This window comes from Streptomyces sp. NPDC005533, from assembly GCF_042871845.1.
In the GTDB taxonomy this organism is placed as follows: domain Bacteria; phylum Actinomycetota; class Actinomycetes; order Streptomycetales; family Streptomycetaceae; genus Streptomyces.
The window spans coordinates 57,204-78,609 of record NZ_JBIAJH010000022.1; the positions used below are offsets into that span (position 1 = coordinate 57,204).

The 21,406-nt window shown below is 70.3% G+C and carries 26 protein-coding genes, 1 tRNA gene and 1 other RNA gene; 23 read left to right on the forward strand and 5 right to left on the reverse strand.

Annotated features, from left to right (window positions below; all coding sequences use genetic code 11):
- Positions 1 to 9 precede the first annotated feature (9 nt).
- Together ACFYP3_RS22545 and opcA are read left to right on the forward strand one after the other, a co-directional pair.
- Positions 10 to 1,620 carry a helicase HerA-like domain-containing protein gene (locus ACFYP3_RS22545; protein ID WP_388835288.1) on the forward strand — a complete coding sequence of 537 codons (1,611 nt, stop codon included), beginning with the start codon at positions 10 to 12 and terminating at the stop codon, positions 1,618 to 1,620.
- Between the two features lie 81 nt (positions 1,621 to 1,701).
- A complete protein-coding gene (gene opcA / locus ACFYP3_RS22550) occupies positions 1,702 to 2,634 on the forward strand; it encodes a glucose-6-phosphate dehydrogenase assembly protein OpcA (RefSeq protein ID WP_388835291.1) in 933 nt (310 codons plus the stop codon).
- On the opposite strand, the gene ACFYP3_RS22555 is transcribed toward opcA, so the two are convergent.
- Together ACFYP3_RS22555 and ACFYP3_RS22560 are read right to left on the reverse strand one after the other, a co-directional pair.
- Positions 2,583 to 3,056 (reverse strand): cupin domain-containing protein, encoded by a 474-nt coding sequence (locus tag ACFYP3_RS22555; protein WP_388835294.1) that lies wholly within the window; start codon positions 3,054 to 3,056, stop codon positions 2,583 to 2,585. The two genes, opcA and ACFYP3_RS22555, sit on opposite strands and share 52 nt — an antisense overlap.
- A gap of 55 nt (positions 3,057 to 3,111) precedes the next feature.
- Positions 3,112 to 3,714 carry an HhH-GPD-type base excision DNA repair protein gene (locus ACFYP3_RS22560; protein WP_388835296.1) on the reverse strand — a complete coding sequence of 201 codons (603 nt, stop codon included), beginning with the start codon at positions 3,712 to 3,714 and terminating at the stop codon, positions 3,112 to 3,114.
- A 113-nt stretch (positions 3,715 to 3,827) separates the two neighbouring features.
- On the opposite strand from ACFYP3_RS22560, the gene ACFYP3_RS22565 reads away from it, so the two are divergent.
- The 4 genes from ACFYP3_RS22565 to ACFYP3_RS22580 all read left to right on the forward strand — a co-directional run bounded on the left by ACFYP3_RS22565 (position 3,828) and on the right by ACFYP3_RS22580 (position 7,681).
- Positions 3,828 to 4,640, forward strand: coding sequence for a VOC family protein (locus tag ACFYP3_RS22565; RefSeq protein WP_388835299.1), 813 nt, complete (start codon positions 3,828 to 3,830; stop codon positions 4,638 to 4,640).
- A 136-nt stretch (positions 4,641 to 4,776) separates the two neighbouring features.
- Entirely contained in the window at positions 4,777 to 6,315 is a 1,539-nt protein-coding gene (locus tag ACFYP3_RS22570; protein WP_388835302.1) for an MFS transporter, read from the forward strand.
- Between the two features lie 338 nt (positions 6,316 to 6,653).
- Positions 6,654 to 7,100, forward strand: coding sequence for a GntR family transcriptional regulator (locus tag ACFYP3_RS22575; protein WP_388835305.1), 447 nt, complete (start codon positions 6,654 to 6,656; stop codon positions 7,098 to 7,100).
- A gap of 11 nt (positions 7,101 to 7,111) precedes the next feature.
- Entirely contained in the window at positions 7,112 to 7,681 is a 570-nt protein-coding gene (locus tag ACFYP3_RS22580; protein ID WP_388835308.1) for an HD domain-containing protein, read from the forward strand.
- Here ACFYP3_RS22580 and ACFYP3_RS22585 read toward each other — a convergent pair.
- Together ACFYP3_RS22585 and ACFYP3_RS22590 are read right to left on the reverse strand one after the other, a co-directional pair.
- Positions 7,669 to 8,142, reverse strand: a complete 474-nt coding sequence (locus ACFYP3_RS22585; RefSeq protein ID WP_328311583.1) for an NUDIX domain-containing protein — start codon at positions 8,140 to 8,142, stop codon at positions 7,669 to 7,671. The genes ACFYP3_RS22580 and ACFYP3_RS22585 overlap by 13 nt on opposite strands.
- On the reverse strand, positions 8,139 to 8,909 hold the full coding sequence (locus tag ACFYP3_RS22590; RefSeq protein ID WP_388835311.1) for a helix-turn-helix domain-containing protein: 771 nt from the start codon (positions 8,907 to 8,909) through the stop codon (positions 8,139 to 8,141). The genes ACFYP3_RS22585 and ACFYP3_RS22590 overlap by 4 nt, the downstream gene beginning before the upstream one ends.
- Positions 8,910 to 9,479: 570 nt before the next feature.
- Between ACFYP3_RS22590 and ACFYP3_RS22595 the strand changes: the two genes are divergently transcribed.
- From ACFYP3_RS22595 to ACFYP3_RS22670, 16 genes are all read left to right on the forward strand, one after another.
- Positions 9,480 to 9,779, forward strand: a complete 300-nt coding sequence (locus ACFYP3_RS22595) for a hypothetical protein (protein ID WP_388835314.1) — start codon at positions 9,480 to 9,482, stop codon at positions 9,777 to 9,779.
- A complete protein-coding gene (locus ACFYP3_RS22600; protein ID WP_388835317.1) occupies positions 9,776 to 9,964 on the forward strand; it encodes a hypothetical protein in 189 nt (62 codons plus the stop codon). Before ACFYP3_RS22595 ends, ACFYP3_RS22600 begins: the two co-directional genes overlap by 4 nt.
- Positions 9,961 to 10,614 carry a GGDEF domain-containing protein gene (locus ACFYP3_RS22605; protein WP_388835320.1) on the forward strand — a complete coding sequence of 218 codons (654 nt, stop codon included), beginning with the start codon at positions 9,961 to 9,963 and terminating at the stop codon, positions 10,612 to 10,614. The genes ACFYP3_RS22600 and ACFYP3_RS22605 overlap by 4 nt, the downstream gene beginning before the upstream one ends.
- A complete protein-coding gene (locus ACFYP3_RS22610) occupies positions 10,611 to 11,606 on the forward strand; it encodes a DUF2637 domain-containing protein (protein ID WP_388835323.1) in 996 nt (331 codons plus the stop codon). Before ACFYP3_RS22605 ends, ACFYP3_RS22610 begins: the two co-directional genes overlap by 4 nt.
- Positions 11,603 to 11,830, forward strand: coding sequence for a hypothetical protein (locus ACFYP3_RS22615; protein WP_388835325.1), 228 nt, complete (start codon positions 11,603 to 11,605; stop codon positions 11,828 to 11,830). The genes ACFYP3_RS22610 and ACFYP3_RS22615 overlap by 4 nt, the downstream gene beginning before the upstream one ends.
- On the forward strand, positions 11,830 to 12,168 hold the full coding sequence (locus ACFYP3_RS22620) for an RRQRL motif-containing zinc-binding protein (RefSeq protein WP_388835328.1): 339 nt from the start codon (positions 11,830 to 11,832) through the stop codon (positions 12,166 to 12,168). The genes ACFYP3_RS22615 and ACFYP3_RS22620 overlap by 1 nt, the downstream gene beginning before the upstream one ends.
- A gap of 23 nt (positions 12,169 to 12,191) precedes the next feature.
- The gene (locus ACFYP3_RS22625) at positions 12,192 to 12,464 is read left to right on the forward strand and encodes a hypothetical protein (protein WP_388835331.1); all 273 of its coding nucleotides are present in this window, start codon (positions 12,192 to 12,194) and stop codon (positions 12,462 to 12,464) included.
- A gap of 102 nt (positions 12,465 to 12,566) precedes the next feature.
- Positions 12,567 to 14,843, forward strand: coding sequence for a cell division protein FtsK (locus tag ACFYP3_RS22630; RefSeq protein WP_388835334.1), 2,277 nt, complete (start codon positions 12,567 to 12,569; stop codon positions 14,841 to 14,843).
- Positions 14,844 to 14,943: 100 nt separating this feature from the next.
- On the forward strand, positions 14,944 to 15,195 hold the full coding sequence (locus ACFYP3_RS22635; RefSeq protein ID WP_388835337.1) for a hypothetical protein: 252 nt from the start codon (positions 14,944 to 14,946) through the stop codon (positions 15,193 to 15,195).
- A gap of 32 nt (positions 15,196 to 15,227) precedes the next feature.
- Positions 15,228 to 15,422, forward strand: coding sequence for a hypothetical protein (locus tag ACFYP3_RS22640; protein ID WP_376017770.1), 195 nt, complete (start codon positions 15,228 to 15,230; stop codon positions 15,420 to 15,422).
- A gap of 8 nt (positions 15,423 to 15,430) precedes the next feature.
- Entirely contained in the window at positions 15,431 to 15,877 is a 447-nt protein-coding gene (locus tag ACFYP3_RS22645) for a hypothetical protein (RefSeq protein ID WP_388835340.1), read from the forward strand.
- A gap of 11 nt (positions 15,878 to 15,888) precedes the next feature.
- Positions 15,889 to 16,395, forward strand: coding sequence for a hypothetical protein (locus tag ACFYP3_RS22650; protein WP_388835343.1), 507 nt, complete (start codon positions 15,889 to 15,891; stop codon positions 16,393 to 16,395).
- A gap of 180 nt (positions 16,396 to 16,575) precedes the next feature.
- Positions 16,576 to 17,427: a bifunctional DNA primase/polymerase gene (locus ACFYP3_RS22655; RefSeq protein WP_388835346.1), complete on the forward strand. Its 852-nt coding sequence runs from the start codon at positions 16,576 to 16,578 to the stop codon at positions 17,425 to 17,427.
- Positions 17,428 to 17,429: 2 nt separating this feature from the next.
- Complete coding sequence (locus ACFYP3_RS22660) at positions 17,430 to 18,905, forward strand: ATP-binding protein (RefSeq protein WP_388835348.1); 1,476 nt, start codon at positions 17,430 to 17,432, stop codon at positions 18,903 to 18,905.
- Between the two features lie 541 nt (positions 18,906 to 19,446).
- Complete coding sequence (locus ACFYP3_RS22665) at positions 19,447 to 19,671, forward strand: excisionase family DNA-binding protein (RefSeq protein WP_385968641.1); 225 nt, start codon at positions 19,447 to 19,449, stop codon at positions 19,669 to 19,671.
- Between the two features lie 71 nt (positions 19,672 to 19,742).
- Positions 19,743 to 21,026 (forward strand): tyrosine-type recombinase/integrase, encoded by a 1,284-nt coding sequence (locus tag ACFYP3_RS22670; protein ID WP_388835351.1) that lies wholly within the window; start codon positions 19,743 to 19,745, stop codon positions 21,024 to 21,026.
- Between the two features lie 63 nt (positions 21,027 to 21,089).
- Here the strand turns inward: ACFYP3_RS22670 and ACFYP3_RS22675 are convergent.
- Positions 21,090 to 21,177: transfer RNA gene (locus ACFYP3_RS22675), tRNA-Ser, on the reverse strand.
- A 107-nt stretch (positions 21,178 to 21,284) separates the two neighbouring features.
- On the opposite strand from ACFYP3_RS22675, the gene ffs reads away from it, so the two are divergent.
- Positions 21,285 to 21,383: signal recognition particle sRNA small type (ffs, locus tag ACFYP3_RS22680), an RNA gene on the forward strand.
- The last annotated feature ends 23 nt before the right edge of the window (positions 21,384 to 21,406 follow it).

The following is a 21,406-nucleotide window of genomic DNA, read 5'->3' on the forward strand; positions in this document are numbered from 1 at the left end:
GAGTGATCCATGAGCGAGAGCACCGACCCCGCCGTCCCGGCGGACCAGACGGGCCCAGCCGACAAGATCGCCGCCGGGTACGCCTTCACCGGACCCGCGCTCGATCTCGGAGCCCTGCTCTGGGACGGCGGTTGCCTGCCCGACCGTCAGATCCGCATCCCGCTGTCGATGCTGAACCGCCACGGGCTGGTCGCCGGCGCCACCGGCACCGGCAAGACCAAGACGCTCCAGCTCATCGCCGAGCAGCTGTCGGCGCACGGCGTGCCCGTCTTCCTCGCGGACGTCAAAGGGGACGTCTCCGGGATCTCGGCGCCCGGCACGGCCGGCCCGAAAATCGAGGAACGGGCCCGGGAGGTGGCGCAGAAGTGGGAGCCGACCGCGTACCCGAGCGAGTTCTACTCCCTCGGCGGGATCGGCCCCGGGATCCCGGTCCGCTCCACCGTCACCAGCTTCGGCCCGGTCCTCATGTCCAAGGTGCTCCAGCTCAACCAGACGCAGGAGCAGTCCCTCGGCCTGATCTTCCATTACGCCGACACCAAGGGCCTGGAGCTGATCGACCTCAAGGACCTGCGCGCGGTCGTCGCCTTCCTCGTCTCCGACCAGGGGAAAGCCGAACTCAAGGGCATCGGCGGGCTGTCCCCCGTGACGGCCGGGGTGATCCTGCGGGCGCTGACCGCCTTCGAGCAGCAGGGCGCCGCGGAGTTCTTCGGAGAGCCGGAGTTCGACACGAGTGAGTTCCTGCGCACGGCCCCGGACGGCCGCGGACTGGTCTCCGTCCTGGAACTCCCGGCGGTCCAGGACAAGCCCCAGCTCTTCTCCACCTTCCTGATGTGGCTGCTGGCCGACCTCTACCACGACCTGCCGGAGGTCGGCGATCTGGAGCAGCCCAAGCTCGTCTTCTTCTTCGACGAGGCGCACCTGCTGTTCAGCGGGGCCTCCAAGGCCTTCCTCACCGCCATCACCCAGACCGTGCGCCTCATCCGCTCCAAGGGTGTCGGCGTCTTCTTCGTGACCCAAACCCCCAAGGACGTACCGGCGGACGTGCTCGCCCAGCTCGGCAACCGGGTGCAGCACGCACTGCGGGCCTTCACCCCCGACGACGCCAAGGCGCTGAAGGCGACCGTGAGGACCTTCCCGAACTCCGCGTACGACCTGGAGGAGCTGCTCACCGGACTCGGGACCGGCGAGGCGGTCGTCACCGTGCTCAGCGAGAAGGGCGCCCCCACCCCGGTCGCGGCGACCCGGCTGCGCGCCCCGCAGTCGCTGATGGGTCCGATCGAACCGGCCGCCCTGGACCGGGCGGTGCGGTCCTCGCCGCTCTGGTCGCGCTACGCGGAGCCGGTCGACCGCGAGTCGGCGTACGAGAAGATCAGCGCCGAGCAGGCCGCGGCCGAGGCGCAGGCGGAGGCCGCCGCGGCCGCGGCCGAGGCGGAGAAGCAGGCCAAGGAGGCGGAGAAGGAGTCGGCGCGGGCGGCGCGCAGCGCTCCGAAACCGGATCCCTCCCTGGCCGAACAGGTGGTGGGCAGCGGGCTGTTCCGCTCGCTGGCGCGCTCGATCGGGACCCAGCTGGGCCGGGAGATCTCCCGCTCCGTCTTCGGGACGGCCCGCAAGCGGCGCTGACGCCCCCGTGCGGCGCCGTTTCGAGGCGGAGTCGAGCGAACCGATTGCCGCGACCCGGGTGCGCGCTGACAGACTCGTCGCATGCGGACCGAACTCATCGACACCACGTCCAGCAAGGTCAACCGGGCCCTGCTCGAAGCCCGCCGGGCCATAGGCAGTCCCGCCATGGGGCTGGTGCTGACCCTCGTCGTCGTCACCGACGAGGAGAACGCCTACGACGCCGTGCGCGCGGCCTCCGAGGCCTCGCGCGAGCACCCGTGCCGCATCATCGCGGTGATCCGGCGGGTCTCACGCGGCCCGCTCACGCTCCGCGCCACCCGGATGGACGCCGAACTGCGGGTCGGGAGCGACGCCGGGACCGGGGAGATCGTGTTGCTGCGCCTGCACGGGGCGCTCACCGAGCACACCGCCTCGGTCGTACTGCCCCTGCTCGTGCCGGACGCGCCCGTGGTGGCGTGGTGGCCGGCCGACGCCCCCGCCGACCTGGCGGGCGACCCGCTGGGCGCGCTCGCGCAACGCCGCATCACCGACGCGGCCGCCGCCGCGGACCCGGTCGCCGTGCTCGACGAGCGGGCCGCGGGCTACCAGCCCGGCGACACCGACCTGGCCTGGACCCGGCTGACGCAGTGGCGGGCGCTGCTCGCCGCCGCCCTCGACCAGAAGCCGCTGCCGGTGACGGGGGCGACGGTCGAGAGCGAGGCCGGCAACGTCAGCGCCGAACTGCTGGCGCGCTGGCTGGAGGACCGGCTCGGCGTGCCGGTCGACCGGGCGGACAGCCCGGGCCCGGTCATCACCCGGGTCAGCCTGCGGACCACGGGCGGCGAGATCCGGGTGGACCGGCCCGCGGGCGCGCTGGCCACCCTGGTCCTGCCGGGGAGCGTCGACCGCAAGGTGGCCCTGAAGATCCGCAGCAACGCCGAACTGATCGCGGAGGAACTGCGCCGCCTCGACGCGGACGTGGTCTACGGCTCCGCGCTGCGGCGGCGGCCGCTCCAGACGGGGCTCTCCGCGTAGTGGTTGTCGTAGGTCGCCGAGCTGTCCTTGATGTCCTGCACGGTGGCCTCGCCCGCGTTGACCCGGCCGAGGAGCCGGTAGTAGTCGAAGCGGGCCATGCCGGGGGTGAAGCCGACGAAGACGCTGGCGGTGTGGCCGGCGGCGGGCGCGAAGGCGTGCTTGACGCCCGGCGGGACCGCTATGAAGTCGCCGGCGCCCAGGGTGTGGATCTCGTCGTCGACGAGGACGTCGAGCTGCCCGGCGGTGACGTGGAAGAACTCGGTGGCCTTGGTGTGGAAGTGCACCGGGGCTCCCGCCGCACCCTCCTCGAAGGTGGCGGTGTTGCAGGTGAGCTCGTCGGTGTCGGTGAGCAGGGTGATGAGGCTGCCGGGAGCGTCGTAGATGGCTTCGGCAGTCGCGACACGGGTCAGATTCTCTGTCATGGGCCCCAATCTACGGTCCCGCAACGGGAATTGATCTTCCATTTCTCCGGCCGCGTCAGGACCCGCCGGCGGCTTTCGCGGCCTTGGCGGCGGCCTTCATCTCCTGTTTGTGCGCCCGCACCTTGGCCAGCGACTCCGGGCCCGTGATGTCGGCCGCCGAACGGTAGACGCCGGCCTGGCCGTACCCGCCCGCCGCCTCCCGCCACCCCGTCGGGCGCACGCCGAGCCGCTTGCCCAGCAGGGCGAGGAAGATCTGCGCCTTCTGCTCCCCGAAGCCCGGCAGTTCCTTGAGCCGCTTCAGCAGCTCCCGGCCCGTCGCGGCGTCGGCCCAGACCGCCTCCGCGTTCCCGCCGTAGTGCTCCACCAGGTACGCGCACAGCTGCTGGATCCGCGTCGCCATCGACCCCGGATACCGGTGCACGGCGGGCTTCTCGAAGAGCAGGGCGGCGAAGGCCTCCGGGTCGTACGCGGCGATGGCGTGCGCGTCCAGATCGTCGGCGCCCATCCGCCGGGCGATCGTCCAGGGCCCCGAGAACGCCCACTCCATGGGCACCTGCTGGTCCAGCAGCATCCCGACGAGCGCGGCGAGCGGGCTCCGGCCGAGCAGTGCGTCGGCCTCCGGCTGCTGGGCCAGCCGGATGGTGATGTCCTTGTCCATGGCACCAGCGTCCCGCGTGGGCGCGTTCCCCGCGCGGTCGGCACACCGCGCGCCTAGCGTGAGTCCGACGACAGGTACGGGACGACAGCAACGAGTCGAGGAGTCGATCGATCATGCCTGAGTTCTCCGAGGGCGCGCCGTGCTGGGTGGACGCGATGTTCACCGATGTGGAAGGGGCCAAGACCTTCTACGCCGACGTGCTGGGCTGGACCTTCGGCGAAGCCAGCAGCGAGTACGGCAACTACACGCAGGCCTATTCCGACGGCAAGGCCGTGGCGGCCGTCGTGCCGCCGATGCCGGGGGTCGACGCCCCCTCGCAGTGGTGCCTGTACTTCGCCTCGCCCGACGCGGCGGCCACGGCCGAGAAGATCACCTCGGCCGGCGGGGAGGTGTTGATGGGCCCGATGCAGGTGGGATCCTTCGGCACCATGGTGATCGCCAAGGAGCCGAGCAGCGCCGTCTTCGGCGTCTGGCAGCCGGGCGAGCACAAGGGCTTCGAGAAGATGGGCGAGGCCGGCTCGTACGCGTGGGCGGAGGTCTTCACCCGGGAACCGGACAAGGCCGACGCGTTCTTCCCGAAGGTGTTCCCGTACGGCGCGCAGCAGATGGACCCGGGCGACGACCCCGAGATGGCCGGCATGGACTTCAAGGTCTTCAGCGTCGGCGGCGGCGGGAACCCGGTGCTCGGCCGGATGAAGATGGGCGACGACTTCCCGAAGGACCTTCCGTCGTACATCCAGATCTACTTCGGGGTCCCGGACTGCGACGAGGCGGTCGCGAAGACGAAGAAGCACGGCGGGAAGCTGCACTTCGGGCCGATGGACAGCCCGTTCGGCCGGTTCGCGGCGGTCACCGACCCGCAGGGCGCCGCCTTCGCGGTGATCGACATGTCGACGACGGTCGGGGAGATGCCCTCCTTCGGCTGAGCCGCGCACGCGTGGGGGGGCGGGGCGGGCCCCGTCCCCCGGGGGTCCGTACGGGCGCTTGCGAACGCTGTACGCATGAGCGTACGTTGTTCTCACGCAAGCGAACGCTGTACGCAGCGACGCGGAAGAGGGGGAAGTGATCACCGTGGACGTGGACATAGACGTGGCTGAGGCCGGGACTCGCCATCCGCGACGCTGGCTCATCCTGATCGTGCTCTGCCTCAGCACCCTGGTGCTGGTCGTCGACAACATGGTGCTGACCGTGTCGATCCCGCCGATCGCGGAGGACCTCGGCGCCGGCGCCGAGGCCATCCAGTGGATCATCGAGTCGTACATCCTGGTCTTCGCCGGACTGCTGCTCACGGCGGGCAGCCTGTCCGACCGGTTCGGCCGCCGCCGCGTGATGGTCATCGGACTGGCCCTCTTCGGAGTCGCCTCGCTCCTCGCGGCCTACGCCGACTCCCCCGCCCAGCTCATCGCCGGGCGCGTGGTGATGGGCATCGGCGGCGCCCTCGTGATGCCGAGCACCCTCTCCATCCTGATCACCGTCTTCGACGAGGAGGAGCGCCGCAGGGCCATCTCCGCCTGGGGCGCGGTGGCGGTGCTCGGCCTCGTCGGCGGCCCGGGGCTGGGCGGCGTGCTCATCGCCCACTACTGGTGGGGCGCGGTCTTCCTGATGAACGTGCCGATCGCGCTGCTCGCCATCGCCGCCGCGCTGATCCTCATGCCGGAGTCCAAGGGCCGCTGGCGGCGGCCCGACTTCGCGGGCATGGCCCTGTCCGTCACCGGTATGACGGCCCTGATCTGGACGATCATCGCCCTCCCGAAGGACGGCCTGACCGCCGCGTCCACCCTCGTCCCGCTCGGCGTCGCCGTGGCCGCCCTGACCTCCTTCGTCGTCCACGAGGCCCGCACCGACTCCCCGATGGTGCCGCTCGCGCTCTTTGGCGACCGGATGTTCAGCGGCGCCAGCTTCTCCCTGGTCCTGCTGACCTTCGCCAACGGCGGCCTGATGCTGGTCCTGACCCAGTACCTGCAGTTCGTCGGCGGCTACACCCCGACCGAGACCGGCCTCGCCTTCACCCCGCTGGCCGTCGCCACGCTCCTCTTCAACGGCCTCGGCGCGACCCTCGGCCGGAGGATCGGCAACCGCGTCATGACCGCCCTCGGACTGGCGGTCATCGCCTCCGGCTTCGGTGTCCTGACCACCCTGGAAGCGGGCGACGGCTTCGCGCCGCTGGCCACCGCCATGGTGCTGATGGGCATCGGCAGCGGCCTGGCCATGCCGGCCGCCACCGCCGCCCTGATGGGCGCCGTCCCCGAGGAGCACGCCGGCGTCGGCTCCGCCCTCAACGACACCGTGCAGCAGGCCGGAGCCGCCCTGGGCGTGGCCGTACTGGGAGCGGTGCTCTCCACCACCTACGCCGCCGGGCTGCCCGGCTCGGCCCCGGACGCCGCCCGCCACTCCGTCGCCGCGGCGCTGAGCGACCCGGCCCTGGCGCCCGCCGCCCGCGAAGCCTTCACCTCGGCGATGTCGGCGACCTTCACGGCGGCGGCGGCCGGAGTCCTGGCCGCCGCGGCCCTGGCCCTGGTCCTGATGCGGGACCGGACACCCGCGGGAGCCCCCGCGACACGAAGCGGAACCCGCGAACCGGCGGAGCCCGTCGCGCACTGACCGGCGTACGGGAGGGGGAACGCAGAAGGCCCCGGCCGGTTTCCCGGTCGGGGCCTTCAAGTGCCCGGTGAGGCACTGGCGGAGGATACGAGATTCGAACTCGTGAGGGGTTGCCCCCAACACGCTTTCCAACTGTCCGCATGGCCGTCCGGAGGCGTTCAGGGAGGTTCGCAGGGCAGGCCGCTCCGGGTACGCGTACGGCGTTGAACGGCGGCGACCGTGGGCGTACTGGACAAAGACCAGGACAAGAATTGCCGGGGGTAGGAGCACCCCCGGTCGGGTGCCGAGCCCCGTGGCACCCTTGGCAGCGAGCAACGGAGAGAGCGAGAGGAGCCCACGTGTCGGAGGCCAGTCCGCGCGGAACCTACCTGGCTATTTCGGAGGCATTGCGCAAGGGGATCGCAGAGGGCGAGATCGTTGACGCGCTGCCGTCGGAGGCCGATCTCGTCAGCGCGCACGGGGTCGCCCGCAACACGATCCGCCGCGCGCTGAAGGTTCTCGAAGCTGAGGGTGTGGTTCAGTCCGCGCCCGGCAAGGGCTGGAGCGTGTCACGGGGCGGCGACCGACGAACGCTCGTGGAGCGGATGACCGACGTGATCACGGAGGATTCGCTTGCAGTCGGTGACGTCTACCCGTCCGAGGCCAAGCTGTGTGAGCGCTTCGACGTATCGCGCACGGCCGTGCGCCGCGCCATTGCCCAGATGGAGGGAACAGGCTTGCTCGACACTGTCCACGGCAAGGGGCGTACCGTACGCGCCCTCCCCACTCAGACCGGCCGGCCGTAGCCTTGGCCGTCATGGGACTGACTACGTGGGCGTACTCGCTCTCCGAATCGCTGCTGTCTGATCCGCTGCCGCGCCGGTGGGTGCACTCGCTCGGGGTCGCCGAGCGCGCCCGATCCCTGGGCCCGATCCTCAGCGCCGATGCGGAGCTGCTGGAAGCAGCCGCGGTGCTGCATGACATCGGCTACTCGCCGAGCCTCGCCACCACTGGCTTCCACCCGCTGGACGGGGCCCGGTTTCTCCGCGACCAGGAGGGCGCGGACGAACGGGTTGTCCGCCTAGTGGCCCATCACTCCTGCGCTCTCCTGGAGGCCGAGGAGCGAGGACTCCGGCATGAGCTGGAGAGCGAATTCGAGCTGGAGCGCCCCGAGCTCGTGGACGCGCTGCTGTTCTGCGACATGACGACTACGCCGGACGGGCTCCACACCACGCCGGCGCGGCGGCTGGCCGAGATCGTGGAGCGGTACGGGCCGGACACGATCGTCGGCCGCTTCATCCAGCGGGCGGCACCGGAAATCCATGCGGCTGCGGAGCGGGTGGAGTCCCGCATGGCCAAGGTGGCCGCCGGAGATCAGCCGATGTAGGGCTCGGTCCGCGAGTCGTCCAGGCCGTGCTGGATGCGCAGCCTCATGGACGGGTGGATGTCCAGGTCGTCGAGGTCTGCCGGATCCATCCAGCGGACCTCTTTCGACTCGCTGCTTGTCCGAAGTGAACCGCCGGTCGGGTGGGCGCGGAAGCAGATCGAGAACTGCTGCCGCACCTCCCCGTCGTCGTACGCGAGCACGTGCTGAGGGTCGGTGTAGAGCCCCGAGATCCCGTCGATCTCGACCGTGATCCCCGTTTCCTCCTCCACCTCCCGTACGACCGTGTCGCCGATGCTCTCGCCGATGTCGTGGCCGCCCCCGGGGAGCGCCCACAGGTCGTTGTCGGTCTTGTGGATGATGAGCAGCCGTCCGGCGTCGTCACGGACGACTGCGGTCACCGAGGGGACCACGGAGTTGGCGGCCGGCGCGTTGGGGTCGCGGAAGTAGTCGATTCGGCTCATGCGTGTGGACCTCCGAAGTCGACGGGCGAGGCAATGGGCCTGGCCGTTTCCCAGACCCGTTCGATGCTCTCAGCGTACGCATCGAACAGTTCGCCCCCTGGCACCCGCTGGATGTGCAGGACCGGGGCCATGTACGCGCCGACCCCGTACAGGTGGCCGTTGGCCAGCATCTCGTCATCGGCCCGGTAGATCGAGTTGTAGAGGGTGGTGGCGTGGAGCCTGAACTCGACCCCCGGGAGACCGAAGAGGGGGCCGTAGTTGACGAGCGCGTTCCGAACCTTGCTGGCCATGGCGGATCCGATGCCCTCATCTGCACCGCGCACCGCGACGGCCGGGCTCTCCGGTTCGCCGAGCATGAAGCGGATGGAGACGCCGGCCGCTGACTTCTCCTTCACGACCTGGTGAAACGCGGAGTCCTCGGTGAGCCAGAAGCCGGAGTAGACGAGCACGTCGAAGTGCTCCTTCGCCTTCGCGTAGAGCTGTGGCCACAAGCGGTTCGGTACGACGGAGCGGTGCGGATACAGCTTGATCAGCTCTGCGTTGCCCGCCTCTGTCACCTCGGCAGATGTCCGTTCCTCGGGCCAGAGGTAGGACATCTCGCACTGAAGCAGTGAGGCGGCGGCGTACTGGAAGCGCCGGTACGGCTTGCGCTTTGGGTCACCGATCCAGCGCTCCACCGTCTTCGCTGACACCCCCAGACGTGCCCCTACTTGATCGAGCGTCAGGCCGCTCTCGATGATCGCGCCGCGCAGTCGTTCGTTGGCCATGCCGTGCTCTCCCCCCTGGGACGACTTGGTGCGACTTCACCGTAGCGAAGTCGTCCACAAGTCGTACATGTGCGGGGTCGATCGTCTTCGCCGCTGAAGCCAATCTGGAAGCAGATCGAGCGAGGGACTCGCAGAAACCCAAAAAGCCGAAGGGCTTGACGGAGCGAATCCTTCTCTGCAAGATAAGGAACACGTAATACATGTTCCTCATGGAAGCCCGAAGGAAAGCCCGCAGGGGTGAGTACGGAGGCAGCGTCCGTTGCTTGAGAACTGAAGAGCGTGCCGACCCAGCCACATGCACAGGTGTGGTCGATGGGTGCAGGCCACTACCCCGACCGCCCATGTCGGGCCGGGTGGCCTGCCCGGATCAGCCTTCTCAACGGATCCGGCACTGCGTAATCGGAGGGCTCCGCCCTCCGTGTTGCTCCGATGGTCGTAGGTCAGGTTCGACTCCTGGCCGGAGCGCGGGCCCCGTGTGCTGGGGCCCTGTGTGTAACTCCACCCCGGGGCGGTCGCCTCTCACCACGGACCGAGACTGCCCCGGATCCCTTCGCTCGTCAGGAGAGATCCATGCGTACGTACATCGGCGGCCACGAGGCCGTCAGCACCGACGAGTTCATCGAGCTGGCCCTGGGAACCCCGCTGGAGCTGTGGCTCGGGGTGGAGGGCGAGAGCGAGGAGGAGCGTGCGGCCCGCCTGGACGCGGCCCGGGACATCCTCGCTGAGTCCCCGGACCTGCCGGACAACGTCAGCCGGATCGCCGCCCAGGTGATCGAGGCGAACGCCCCGGAACTGTTCAACGTCGTTCCGCTGATGCGGCGGCCGGCGGCCGGTGCCCGGGGCCGTTCCCGCAAGGGAGCGGCGGCATGAGCGCCCGATCGATGCAGGACCTGCATCGGGTGCTGATCTGGCTCGGCTCGCTCGCCGTCGTGATCTGCACGGTGAGTGCCGTGGCGGTGCACGAGGGCTGGCTCCTCGGGGTCGCTGCGCTCGGCTTCGGTGTCCAGCACGTCGGCTGGTCGCTGCACCGGCGCTGGATCGGCGGTGCGGCATGAGCCACACCCTGACGGCCTTGTCGGCCGCTCTTCCGCTCGCGGCCGGATGGTCGCTGCACAGTCTGCGCCTGCGGCGCCGGATTGAGGCCGCCCGCCGGGATCCGCTGACTGGTCTGCTGACCCGCGACGGGTTCGCCGAGCGGGCATCGCGGATGCTGGCCCGGCGGCCGGGTGCGGTCTACGTCATCGACCTTGACCGGTTTAAGGAGATCAACGACACCCACGGGCATGCCGCCGGTGACGCGGTGCTCCGCGCCATCGGGGAGCGGCTGGCCCGCTGGGCCGAGGAGTACGAGGGCACGGTGGTGCGGCTCGGCGGGGACGAGTTCGCCGCCGTGGGCCGCGTGTTCAGCCGTGAGGATCTGGCCTGGACGCTGAGCCAGCTGACCGACTGGCTCGAAGAGCCGATCGATGTGGACGGCCACGTGTTCACGGTCGGGGCCTCCATCGGCGCGGTCGACCACCACCCGGGGGCGGGCGCCGCCGATGTGTCGGCGCTGCTGCGGCTGGCGGATGAGCAGATGTACCGGGCCAAGCGCGGGGGTGCCCCGTGGCTGAACGCCCTGAACCTCACGCCGGAGCGGGCGACGGTCAACGGCCGTCGCGACGGCCGGCGTGGCACCGCGAGCGGGACGGAGACGGCGGCGTGAACGATGTTCAGATCCGTTCAGCAGAGCGCGCCCTGTCCGTCGGGACATGGCTGATCGTGGCCGGAGCGATGCTGTACTCCGTCCTCACGGTCACCCCGCTGATGACCGCCCACACACCGGCCGAGTGGCGCTGGACCGCCCCGATCCTGCCCCTGGTGGTGGACGCGGCGGTCGTCATCGTGGTCCGTCTCGACTCCGTACTGGCCCGCCTCGGCGGGCACGGCGGGCGGTGGCCGATCGCCCTGCGCTGGATGACCGGCGGCATGACCCTGGCCCTGAACGTCGCGGACTCCGCCCTGGCCGGGGACCTGGTCGGGGTGGCTGTCCACTCCGTCGCCCCGCTCCTCCTGATCGTCACCGCAGAGACCGGACTCGCCTACCGGCGGGCCATCACGGCCGCCGTGAACGCCCTGAAGGCGGAGCAGCGGGCCGAGCGGGAAGCGCGTCAGCAAGCGGCCATCGATCGTGAGGAGCGGGCCGAGCGCCGTGAGCGTGAGCGGCGCGAGCACGAGGCCGGACTCCTTCGTGAACAGCGTGACCACGAGCAGCGCCTGGCCCGTGAACGCGCTGAACACGAGGAGCGCGTCCGGCGCGAGGAGCGGGAGCGAGAAGAGGCCCGCGAAGCCCAGCAGCGGGACGAGCGTGAACGCGTTGAACGCGAGCGTGAACACGAGCAGCAGCAGCGTGAACGCCGTGAACGCGAGATCGCCCAGCACCGCGAGCAGCAGGAGCGCGACCGGGCCGAGCGTGAACGCCGTGAACAGACCGCGCGGGCCGAGCAGGCCGAGCGTGAACGCGCCGCCCTGCTGGCCGCCGGCCCCGCAGCCGAGAAGCTGCCCGAGGACCGGGCCCGGCAAATCGTGATCGCCGCCTACTCGGCCGATCTGCCCGTGCGTACCGCGTCCGACCTGACCGGCTGGTCCATCGGCTGGGTCTCCTCCCGCTACAGCGAACTGCGCCAGCCCCAGGTTCTGGAAGGAGCCGCGGCGTGAAGCTCTCCCCGAACACCGCGCCGGTCGAGCCCACGGCCCTGCTGATCCGGATGCACAACCAGGTCGGCGCGGCCATCGATGTGGCCGGCACCAAGGACTCCTGCCGATGGCGCTGCCACGGCTGCGGTTACCGCACCGACATGTGCCACCGCGTCACCGACGCCCGCCGCAGCGCCAACGACCACGCCGGAGCATGCCGGGCCGCCTACCACCGCCTCGGCTGATGGGCGGGCTTCCGGTCTACCCCTGGCGGCTGGCCCCGGACGGCCTGGCCACCTTCCGGCAGCTCCGCGCCGCCGGCCTCCGCCCCGGCGGTCAGGACGTGGTCGCCCAGGTGGAACGGCCCCGCTATCGGCGAAGCCCGCTGATCGCCTACCTGTACCGCGTCGACCTGGCCAAACCGGTCCGGCCCATGACCCCGGCCAAGTGGGCGGCACTCGCCAAGGCGAACGCCGCCCGCCAGGTCTGCCCCGCCTGCCAGACCGACGCCGGATACCGCATCCCGGCCTCGCTCGGCACGTGCGTGACCTGCGCCTACCCCGAAGAACAGCGCGCTGCCTGAACCCCTTTCGAAGGAGCCAGACCATGCGTCCCGTCAGTCTCCACACCCTGATGCGCCGCACCGGCCAGACCAGCCCGGTGTGCTGGCGCCCCGAGCAGCTGACCACCACCACGGCCCGCCAGCTGATCCGGCGCGGGCGCCGCGCCAACGCGGCCGTCCACATCTACGAGACCACTGACCGCGATGGCACCGCGCTCCACATCGCCTACGTCCAGTTCGGCCCCGGCCTCTACGACAACGTCGACTCCGTCACCGACATCTACGAGATCCCCACCGAAGCCCTGACCAGCCTCTGAGCTGCGCAAACCCACGTCAGGCGGGGCCCGGACGGTAGGCCGTCCAAAGCGCCGTCCGGGCCCCGCCTTTCCTGACAACTCCACAGAGGGAGCAGACCCATCGTGTCTGAGATCCACGTCATTCAGCAGACGGAAGCCCCCGACGGCCACCAGCTGGTCGGGGCCGAGAACTCCACGGGGTCGGCGTCGGTGCTGCCGTTCCCGACGACGAAGGGCAAGGCCGCCCCGCTCGCCCCGGGCGAGGCCAAGCCGGGCGAGTGGGAGGCCGAACTCCCCGACGACCAGCCGGACGACAACGGCGAGGTGGCCGAGGGCGACCCGGTTGACCCGCCCAAGCACGAGTTCCCGCCTTCGATCGCTGAGGTGATCGAGGCCAAGAACAAGGCCCGACGCCCGGTCCTCCCGGACTGGCTGACCAGCGCCAAGCAGCGCGCCGCCGTCGCCAGGTGGGCGGCCGGCCACTACGGCCAGACCACGGCCTTTCACCTCGTGAGGACCCCGGTCTACTCCGCAAAGCTCCTGGCCTACGCCCCGCGCGGCGCGTTCCGCTGGATCGGGGCGTCCGGCCGGTGGGTCTCCGACGCCGAGGGCCTCCCGGTCCGCCTGGCCGCCGTCCGTACCGAAGACGCGGGCGAGTACCTCAAGCTTTCGCGGCAGCGCGACTCCCGTGTGAAGCTGCGCGGCATCATCGCCACCCTGGCCAGCGTGATCGGCCTCGGCGCCACCCTCGCCATGTGGGTGCTCGCCCCGGCCTGGCTCCTCACCCTCGCCGTGATAGCCCTCACCGGCGCACTCGGCTGGGCGGGCACGCCGGCGGACCGGCCGCTGATCGACGCGGCCAAGGTGAAGTTCCGCAACCGCAAGCTGACGTCCGACGTCGTGACCCGCGCGTTCCTCGCCGCCGGGCTGACCAAGCCCGATCAGGGCATCGCCTTCCCACAGCCGATCCGGCAGGACGGTGACGGCTGGCGCGTCGTGGTCGACCTGCCCTACGGCAAGACGTTCTCCGACGCGGTCAAGAAGCGCGACGCTCTCGCCTCCGGTATCGACGTGGCCGAGACACAGGTGTTCCTGGACCGCGATACGACCAGCTCACGCCGGGTCTCGATGTGGGTGGCCAACCGCGACCCGCTCGCCGTCCCCACCGGCCGCACCCCGCTGCTCGGCGCGGACCGGGTGGACTTCTGGAAGCCGTTCCCGTGGGGCCGCGACGAGCGCGGCGTCGAGGTCGAGATCAGCATGCTGTGGCTCTCGCTCCTGGTCGGCGCCGTCCCCCGGCAGGGCAAGACGTTCTCCGCCCGCACCATCGCGCTGGCCGCGGCTCTGGACCCGTACGTGCGCCTGTACGTGTTCGACGGCAAGGCGTCCCCGGACTGGCGGAAGTTCTCCATGGTCGCCCACCGGGTCGGCTTCGGCACCGTCCCCCAGGGCGGCGTGGACCCGGTCATGCACCTGGTCCACTCACTCCAGGAACTCAAGTCCGACGTGGAGGACCGCTACCACCGGCTCTCCGAACTCCCGCTCCATGTCTGCCCCGAGGGCAAGCTCACCCCGGCCATCTCCCGGGACAAGAAGTACGACATGCCGCTCGTGCTCTTCGTGGTGGACGAGGTGCAGGAGTACCTGATGCACCCCGTCCACGGGAAGACAATCCTTGACCTGCTGGTCTTCCTCGCCCGCGTTGCCCCGGCGGTCGGCGTCTCGGTGATGACCGCGACGCAGAAGCCCGACGACACCGCCTGCCCCTCCGTGCTCCGCGACCAGCACCAGGCCCGCTTCGCCCTGCGCGTCGGCGCCTACCAGGTCTCGGAGACCATCCTCGGCGCCGGATCGTACGGCGAGGGACTGGACGCTTCCCGGCTCCTCAAGTCCCACAAGGGAGTCGGCCTGCTCAAGGGCATGTCCGACGACGCCGGGATCGTCCGCACCTACCTCGCCGACGGCCGCGACGCCGAGACCATCCTCACCCGCGCCCAGACCCTGCGCGAGAACGAGGGCACCCTCACCGGCGACGCCGCCGGACAGGCGCCGGCCGACGCCGCGCTCGCGACGATCCTGGACGACATCGCCACCGTCATCGGTAAGAGCGAGGCCAAGATCTGGTCCGAGACCGTCGTGGACCGCCTCGCCGAACTCCGCCCCGAGGTCTACGGGCCGTGGGCCGAGATGGAGCCCAAGCCGAAGGCTGAACAGCTCACCGCGGCGCTCAAGCCGTACGGCATCACCACCGACCAGATCGGCCGCCGCATCGACGGCAAGACCGTCAACAAGCGCGGCATCGACCGCTCCCACATCGCCAAAGCGATTACAGAGCGCGACAAGAAGCGGGGCGCGAACGAGCCCCCGAGGGTCGCTAGAGCTAGCGGCAACCGTCGCTAGCGCTAGCGACCCCGCTAGCGGCCAAAACCACCCTTGATCAGGCTGCTAGCAGATAGCGGCCGACCTGCGGAAACGCTGGAATCCCGCCCTGGAGGCCCTTGTGACCCTCTCCCTGCTCGCTATCGCTCTCTGCTTGCTGCTCACGCTCGGTTACGCAGGAGTGTGCGCGGCATCGCCGTTCGGCCGCTGCCGCAAGTGCGACGGACTCGGCTTCTCCCTCAAGCAAGACCGCAAGGGCAAGCCCAAGCGCGGCAAGCACTGCCGCCGCTGCGACGGCCACGGCATCCGGGTCCGCAAGGGCCGACACCTCTACAACCTGTGGGCCCGCACCTACCGCAACGGCACCCGCTGACCCCGCCCGCCCCCTCATCGACTGGAGCACCCATGGGCTTCACCATCTCCGCCGTCCTGCTGTTCGGCATCGCCTCGTTCTTCGTCCTCAAGGCCAAGGCCGCCGGTGCCGGGGCCGCGATCGTCCTGTTCCTCTTCGGGTTCTTCACCGCCGGAACCGGCGCCTACGAGCCCATCACCAACCTCGTGCAGTCCGCCGCCACCGCTCTCACCGACATCGCCGAATAGGAGGACCCGTGAACCACGAGGCCACCCCCTGGGAGACCACCGAGCAGACCTACCGCCCCGTCCCCCTCACGCCCGCACCGCTCGCCCTCCGCCAGCCGCACACCGTCCCGGACGTCCAGTCGATCCAGCTCCCGGACGGCCGGATCATCACCGGCTACGCCCTCGCCCCCGCCAAGGTCCCCAAGCCCGTGGCGCAGCGCCCGGCCATCAACCCGCTCGCCGTGAACATCGCCCTCGGCGGCATCGGCTTCGCCGCCGTCTGTGGCGGGCTCATGCTCCTGACCACGTTCATCGCAGCCGTGGCCGCGCTTATCCAGCAGCTCGTCATCCTCGCTGCGGTCATCTTCGGCGGTTGGATCGCCGCCCAGGTCCTGGGCAACAACCCGGGCCGCAACGGCGGGACGGTCGTCAACATCCGCCGGGCCGTCTTCAAGCGCAACCGCTTCCACCACTGAAGGAGCCCACCGTGTTCGAGATCCGCGTCATCTGCACCCCGGCCGAAGCCGAAGAGATCACCAAGTCCCTGTCCGCCACGTTCCGGACCGGACAGGTCCGCCAGCACCCCACCCGCGACCGGCAGCGGGTCCGCCTGTACGTCGCCGCCGAGCAGCAGGTGAGCCACTGGCCGGCGCCCGAGACCGCATACGCGAAGGCCCCGAGCATCATCAGCGAGATCGGCTGGACCGCCCGCGGGGTCCGGGACTGCCTGCACGGCATCCAGGTCCGCGAATTCTGGCTCCGCAAGGCCGCACTCCTGGACCGCATCGCGCTCACCGACGACGACCCCGTCCAGGGCGACGCCGTCACCCTCGCCGTCGAAGCGGCCCGGCGCCTGATGGAGATCGACGCCGCCGCCGGGCTCGGCCCGAGCGGCTACGCGGACGGCCCGTACACCCCGGACCACCCGGACAGCGTCCGGCAGCCCCGCAGCTACGTCCGCCAGGAGTACGCCATGTGGGCCCGCCACCAGTAGCTGTGCCCGGGGCGGTCGCCTCTCACCACAAGACCGCGACCGCCCCGGTTCTCCGTCCCTTCGACAGAAACAGGAGACCACCAGCATGACCCACCCCATAGACCTTCCGCGAGAGGCCACCGTCCGGTCCCCTCGCCTGCTGGCGTTGTCCGCGGGCTTCAGCGGCGTCAGGAGCGCGGTATGAGCGTGCCGACGAACGTACGAGGACAGCTGCGGACGGCGCTTTGGCTGGCGGAGATCGGCTTGCCCGTGCTGCCGTTGCGGGAGGGGAAGGAGCCGTTCGGGAACTGCCCGGCCTGCACCCGCTCGGCGTGCGGGGACCGGCCCCACATGAAGGCCGCCGGCCCCTGCCAGTGCCCGGCTCCCTGCCACGCCTGGGGCGCCGCCACTACCGACCCGAGTGTCCTCATCGGCCCGGCATGGGCTGGCGCCTGGCGTCAGGCCGGGGCCGTCGCCTACCACCCGGGCGGTGCCGGTCTGACCGTGGTGGACCTGGACGACGCCGAAGCCGTCACCTGGGCTCGCCACACCCTCCCCGCCACCACGGTCGTCCCGACGACGCGCGGCGAGCACTGGATCTACCGGGGCGCCATGCAGTCGAAGAACGGGGTCCGCCCCGGGGTCGACGTGAAGTCGACGATGTCCTACGTCCGCTGGCGCGGCCCCGGCGCCGGAACGATGGCCGCGCTGCCGGACGTCGTGCGCTCGCTCGTGGTGAAGGAACCCACGGTCCGGCAGACCCGCCCCGTCATCGTGGCGGTGCCGGCCGGGGGCGGGCAGTGCCCGCACCGTTCACCCGTCTACCTGGAACGGGGGATCGCCATGGCCGCACAGCGCATCGCCGGGGCCCGCGAGGCCATCCACACGACCGTGTACCGCACGTTCCTCGCCGTGTTGTCGGCCCATGGTCGGTGCGGCTGCCTGACCGAGGCCCACACCGCGCGTCTGTTCACCGCCGCGCAGGCCAAGGGCGAATCGGCCCGGCACTGCGAGGACGCCTGGACCAACGCGCGCACCGCATTGGGGATGTGACCGTGCCCGAGGACGAGAAGAACCCGGCACGCCAGATCATCACCAAGTATGCGCAGGACCACTTCAGGTACTTCCGCACCACCGAAGGCACCGTCTACGCGCAGAAGAACGGCCACCCCGTCGCCCGCCCCATCCGCTCCCAGGGCACGACCGGAAGCCACCGGCAGGAACTCATGGTCGGCCTCTACAACGACGGGATCGGCTCCTTCAACGGCACAGCACTCAAGGAGGCATTGGACTTGATCGAAGCACTCGCGCTCAGCCAGGACGTACAGGCCACCCACATCCGCGTTGCCCCGGGATTCGACGGGGCGACGTGGCTGGACCTGGGCCGCGATGACGGCAAGTCCGTCCGCATCCACCCCACCGGCTGGGACATCCGCGTCCCCGACCCGCGCGAGGTCTGCTGGCGGCGCACCCAGCTCACCGGCGAACTACCCCTTCCCGAGAAGGACACCGACGGCAAGGGCATCGATGCTTTGCTGCGGCTGTGCAACTTCGCGAGCGCCGAGAGCGAGTGCCTGGCCATCGCTTGGGTGATCGGCTGCCTGGAACCGTCCGTGCCCGTCCCCGCACCGTTCCTCACCGGCCCCCAGGGCGCGGGGAAGTCCACCGCGGCTCGCATGCTGATGCGGATCGTGGAGGGCATGACCGGCGACCTGCGCCGGGCCCCGAAGGACGAGGAGAACCTGATCACGGCCGTGGCCGCCGGATGGATTACCGCCCTGGACAACCTCTCGCACTTGCCGCCGGACCTGTCCGACCTGATGTGCTGCATCGTGACCGGGGCCGAGAGCATCAAGCGGGCGCTGTTCAGCGACGGCGACGTCTACCGCTCCCGCTACCGCCGGCCGCTTCTGCTGACCGGTATCGACGTGGGCGTCATCCGCCCTGACCTCGCCGAACGTCTCCTTCCGCTCCGCTTGGTGCGGCCCCGGGTGCGGCGGACGGAAGCGGAGCTGTGGGCGGAGTACGCGGAGGTTCTGCCGGTCATCCTCGGCTCGCTCCTGGACCTGACCGTCAAGGTCCGGGCCGCCGAAGCTGACATCCCCGCCGACCTGCGCATGGCCGACTTCGCGCACCTCTGCGCGCAGCTCGACGCCGCGAGCGGCTTCGGGGCCCTGAACGCCTACCGGGCGGGCCTGGACGAACTCAACGACGACGTGATCGAGGGCGACCTCATGGCACAGACCGTCCTCAAGCACGCCGCCGGCGCCGAGCCGGGCGAGGAGGTCCGGATGACGTCGGCGGAGTGGCTGCACGCCGTCACGCAGCTCTACGCGGGCGAGGACTTCCGGCCCCTACCCAAAGGGTGGCCCACCACGGGCAAGGTCTTCTCCGACCGTCTCAAGCGCCTTCAGCCCACCCTCGCCGCACGCGGTGTGCTGGTCGACTGGGGCCGCACCAAAGCGGCCCGCTACATCGCGATGACCCGACCGGCCCACGAGCCTCCGGGCCAGCAGCAAGAGGCATTCTGACCCGCGCCCCCAGGGCCGTCCTGTACGAGCAAGAGGAGCACGCCTCGCCGTGGCCGGGGGTGCTCCTCTTGCCTGTCCGGCGGCTCGCCGCCGCGCCGAGGGTCGTGCCGCGAAGCGGCCCCTTCTTCGTCTTGAGCGGAGCGCACCACAACAGAAACCACCGCCTTCTTTTCCTAAGAGAAGAGATGCTGCGTCACCCGCGTCACCACGGGCCCCGAAACCGCTTGTGGCCTGCGCAGACAGGGGTGACGCAGATGGCCCACAGCTGCGTCATCCTGCGTCACCTGCGTCACCTGCGTCACCTGCGTCACCGCCTCCGACACCCGCAGACGCGGGGTGACACAGCCGATGACACACAGCCCCCCACTGCGTCACCCCAAAAACGCAGGTCAGGCCCACAAATGACGCAGATGACGCGATGACGCAGAATCCCGGGCCTCGGACAGCAGGACCAGCCGACAGACATGCGCCCCCAGATCCCGCGCCCTGGGCGCAGACCTCGTCCACCCCTGCGCTACGACCCCCGCCAAGGAGCGAGCCCATGCACGACATCCATGCCGCCGCGTCCCACGCGGAAGATCCAACGCTGGTCCTGCTGACCGTCGAGGAAGCCGCCCGCCGCCTCCGCGTCGGCAGAACCACCTGCTTCGCCCTGATCCGCACCGGCGCACTTGAGTCCGTCTTGATCGGTGGACTCCGCAGGGTCCCGGTCGATGCGCCGGCCGAGTACGTGATCCGCCTCCGCACCACCCAGCACGCGGCTTGACGACGTCGGGACGGTGGCCCCGTGCAGCCGGGCAGCCGCCGTCCCGACCCACCTGAGACAGGAGTCTGCCTGTGGCAGAGAGAAGCAAGAAGGGCACCCGCCGCGCCAACGGCGAAACCGCGATCTACCTCGGAAAGGACGGACGCTGGCACGCCAGAGTGCCGATGGGCTACCGGGACAACGGCGAGCCGTACCGGAGGCACATCACCCGGCTTACGGAGGATCTCCTCATGGAGGAGGTCAAGCGGCTGGAGAAGCAGCGTGACCAGGGGACTGCGCAGCAGCCGGGGAAGCTGTGGACGGTCGAGAAGTGGCTGTGGCACTGGGTCGAGAACATCGCCAAGGAAGCCGTCAGTGAGAACACCTACGACGGCTACGAGGTGGCTGTTCGGGTGCACCTCGTGCCCGGTATCGGGAAGCACCGGATTGACCGCCTGGAGCCGGAACACCTGGAGAGCCTGTACCGCCGGATGAAGGCGAAAGGCAGCAAGCCCGCCACAGCCCACCAGGCCCACCGGACCGCCCGCACTGCGCTGGGTGAGGCGGTACGGCGCGGCCACGCTGCGAAGAACGCCGCCGCGCTGGCCAAGCCGCCGCGTGTGGAGGAGGCCGAAGACGAGATCGAGCCCTATTCGGTCGAGGAGATCCAGAGCCTGCTGATCGAGGTGAACAAGCGCCGCAACAGCGCCCGCTGGATGCTCGCCCTCGCGCTCGGCCTGCGGCAGGGGGAGACGCTCGGGCTCCGGTGGGCCGACGTGGACCTGGAGAACGAGTACCTGAAGCTGCGCCGGAACCGGCTGCGGCCGAAGTACGCGCACGGATGCAAGGAAGCCGATCCGTGCGGCCGGAAGGCTGGGTACTGCCCCCTGCGCAGCCAGGTGCGGCGGGAGACTAAGAACACCAAGTCGCGCGCTGGGCGCCGTGCGGTGCCCCTGCCAGGGCCTCTGGTCCGGATGCTCCGGGCTCACAAGGAGGTGCAGGCCCGCGAGCGGAAGGCGGCCGGCGACTTGTGGACTGAGTCCGAGTACGTGTTCACCAAGCCGCTCGGCGGTCCGCTCAGCCCGAACACGGACTACCACGACTGGAAGAAGCTCATTGGAGACGCGGGGGTGAGGGACGCGCGTCTCCACGACGCACGGCACACCGCCGCGACCGTGCTCATGCTGCTCGGGGTTCCGGACAGGGTCATCGACCAGATCATGGGCTGGGAGGCGGGGACCTCTTCCCGGATGCGCGCGCGGTACCTGCACGTGCCCGACGCCATGCTGAAGGACGTGGCCCAGAAGATCGGGGAGGCCATCTGGGGCCCCTCGCAGAAGGTCCTTGTGGACAAAGACCAGGACAACGAGACCTGAAGAACGACGAAGAGCCCCACCGCAAGCGGTGGGGCTCTTCAACGTATTGCCCGGTGAGAGCAATGGCGGAGGATACGAGATTCGAACTCGTGAGGGGTTGCCCCCAACACGCTTTCCAAGCGTGCGCCCTAGGCCACTAGGCGAATCCTCCGCCGCAAACAATACAAGACGTTGAGGGGTGCTCGCGAACGTGATCGTCCGCGGGAGGACGGGCCGGGGTCCGGCTCGATTCCGGGGCCATCCATCCGCTAGGGTGGGGCCAGCCCCTCACGTGGCGCTATCTCACCCAACTCCCCCAGGGCCGGAAGGCAGCAAGGGTAAGTGGGCTCTGGCGGGTGCGTGGGGGGCGCTTTGCGTTCCCGGGGGCCTTCGTGGCGCCG